The 753-nt window shown below is 64.7% G+C and carries 1 protein-coding gene and 2 pseudogenes; 1 reads left to right on the forward strand and 2 read right to left on the reverse strand.

Annotated features, from left to right (window positions below; all coding sequences use genetic code 11):
- Positions 1-162: pseudogene (locus A5706_RS34120) on the forward strand (universal stress protein); the annotation flags it as partial.
- Here the strand turns inward: A5706_RS34120 and A5706_RS34125 are convergent.
- Both A5706_RS34125 and A5706_RS34130 read right to left on the reverse strand, forming a co-directional pair.
- Positions 87-554, reverse strand: a complete 468-nt coding sequence (locus tag A5706_RS34125; protein WP_369831822.1) for a universal stress protein — start codon at positions 552-554, stop codon at positions 87-89. The pseudogene A5706_RS34120 and the gene A5706_RS34125 sit on opposite strands and share 76 nt — an antisense overlap.
- 16 nt (positions 555-570) lie before the next feature.
- Positions 571-753: pseudogene (locus A5706_RS34130) on the reverse strand (hypothetical protein); the annotation flags it as partial.

The raw sequence follows: 753 nt of genomic DNA on the forward strand, positions 1-753 counted from the left end.
GGGGCGCACATGGTGGTGGTCGGCTGCCGCGGACAAGACACGTTCCATCGTGCGGTGCTCGGCTCGGTCAGCACCGGGTTGATTCATCATGCCCACTGCCCTGTCGCGGTGATCCACGACGAAGCCCCGAATCTGCTGGGACCGTCGCCCTTGCCGGTGCTGACCGAGCCGAGCACCGCACGATGGAACGTGTCTTGTCCGCGGCAGCCGACCACCACCATGTGCGCCCCTTTAGACAGGTCGATAAGGGTGGGTACCGGCGCCGCGCACAACAGTTCGCCGTCGATCTCGGGTCGGTTGCCTTCTCCTACACTGTCTTTGGCGACCTTGATCGCGTCGGCGAGGATCTTGCGCGCTCCTTCTTCGTGCCGTTGGTGGATCACGGCCGGGATGGGAGCGGGCCAGACCGCAGGCGGGTCCGAGACGTGTACAACGGTCAGTCCAACGTTGCGCATCAGTGCCTCGCGTGCTGCCCACCGTACGGCCCGCGCTGACGATGGCGAGCCATCGACTCCCACGACAAGACCCAAATGCGTGCCGCGACCGGACATCATGCGACCTTGTACGCGGTCACCGTCGCAGCTGGACTGGCTGTCCGAACAAGCCGCCCCAGGCTCGGTCAACGGCAACGACTACCGCGTCATCAAAGTCGCGGGTCACATCGTTTACGGCGATCGCTACGAGCGCTTCGGCCAACTCGAAGGGGGCGACGCCATACCGTTTGGCGGTTTGGAGGATGTCGATGAACGCCTC

Source organism: Mycobacterium sp. E796, assembly GCF_001672815.1.
Classification (GTDB): domain Bacteria; phylum Actinomycetota; class Actinomycetes; order Mycobacteriales; family Mycobacteriaceae; genus Mycobacterium.